1 protein-coding gene is annotated in these 1,516 nt (G+C 37.3%); it reads right to left on the reverse strand.

Annotated elements, in window-relative coordinates; translation table 11 throughout:
- Positions 1 to 275: 275 nt before the first annotated feature.
- Entirely contained in the window at positions 276 to 905 is a 630-nt protein-coding gene (locus tag A3M5_RS0108415; protein ID WP_018393318.1) for an AmiS/UreI family transporter, read from the reverse strand.
- Positions 906 to 1,516: the final 611 nt, after the last annotated feature.

The following is a 1,516-nucleotide window of genomic DNA, read 5'->3' on the forward strand; positions in this document are numbered from 1 at the left end:
GGCTATGTTATACAGTAGGTTATTGACCTATCCTACAAACGAGAAGAAAGTTTACCTTTAATTTTGGAATCAATAAAAAATCCCAGTAAAATCAAATATGTGTGCATAGATTCGTAACTCACCACTACCGTTACATAGGTTTCAGGAACTGCTATCACCACCAATAAGATTGTATAGGTAGCTATTAATTAATTTAGAAACTACAATTATTATTCATTCAAAGAAAGTTTAATCTTAAAAGCAGACAGGCGCTGTGCCTGTCTGGCCATCATACGTTAAGCCCTTAATTTTATATTAGAAGCCTGATCCTTAGAAGATGCTGAGGGCTTTGTAGACCAATACGCAACTACGAAAAGTAGGATTGTAAGTATTGTTACCCCCCATGTTGTTTTTGGCCCCACTGCATCCCACTGACCTGTTAGGATAAGAAAAGCAGGAATAGCCGCCGTAATCCAGGATTGAATGAGAGTCACGCATCCGGTGAAGATCCCAATATCTTTCTTTGCAGCTAGTAATAGGTAGAACAATGTCCAGAGAAAAGACCACATCAACCAAATAATAGTAAACTTGACATCATTAAAATGGATCAAGCTTACACCCGCATAGCCTAATGCGAGGATAGCTACCCATAAGGAGTACCAGCCTACACCTGATGGATCATAGTTTTTCAGATTTGTAATACCCACGTAAAGATAGGTTAGACCAAATAGAAAAGTACCAGAGGCATTAAAAATGGCCCAAGAATCCCCGTTTGCTGTGAAAAGTAAATAGAAGGGGGAGATTACTTGTATAGCACCGACGAAGAGATTAAACACCCCTGCGCTTTTGCTATCGATTTTACCGAACAACATTAGACTGTTGATAAATAATACAGCACCAACATACATGAGACCAACTGTGCCCATTTTTTAACCTCCTTTAGGAATCAGTAAAATACATCATTTCTTTTAGGGATACAATCCAGACTATAGTGTTCTTTTTTTCTCCATGTATATTCAAAATATATAACGAGCGTAAATGCCTCAAAATCCATTTACGCTCGTTTGTTAATATTTCACTTTGGTGATGATATCCTAATAGTCGAGCATTCCAACATAATCAGGTTTAATTTTAAACCCACAGTTACTAAGACAATAACTATAGATTTATAGTAAATCGGAAAGCCAGCTTCCTGTTTTGAACATGTACTTTGTTCTTGGTAATATACTGAATAAAAAGACCTTGTCCACATTTTGTCATTTCGAAAACGATCAGAGGCTGCAGACGCATGACGACAAAAGCAATATCCATCAAAGAAAGTTTTTCCTAATTCTTTTGAATAATTTACCTGACGCCAGTATTGATTTCAATTCAATGACTCTTTAAAGAAAGATCTTCCAGCAGAACTTGCTTCTTGATCCAACTAATAACTTCATCCAGACCTTCTTCTGTTACCATATTGGTGAACAAATATGGCCGATCCACTCTCATACGTTTAGTGTCACGGTCCATCATCTCCAAGTCTGCACCAACGTAA

Origin of the sequence: Bacillus sp. 37MA, assembly GCF_000372765.1 — a bacterium.
In the GTDB taxonomy this organism is placed as follows: Bacteria; Bacillota; Bacilli; order Bacillales; family Domibacillaceae; genus Domibacillus; species Domibacillus aminovorans.

Excerpts from the sequence above, each read along its gene's own strand:
- A3M5_RS0108415 (WP_018393318.1), bottom strand. The coding sequence starts at position 905 with ATGGGCACAGTTGGTCTCATGTATGTTGGTGCTGTATTATTTATCAAC.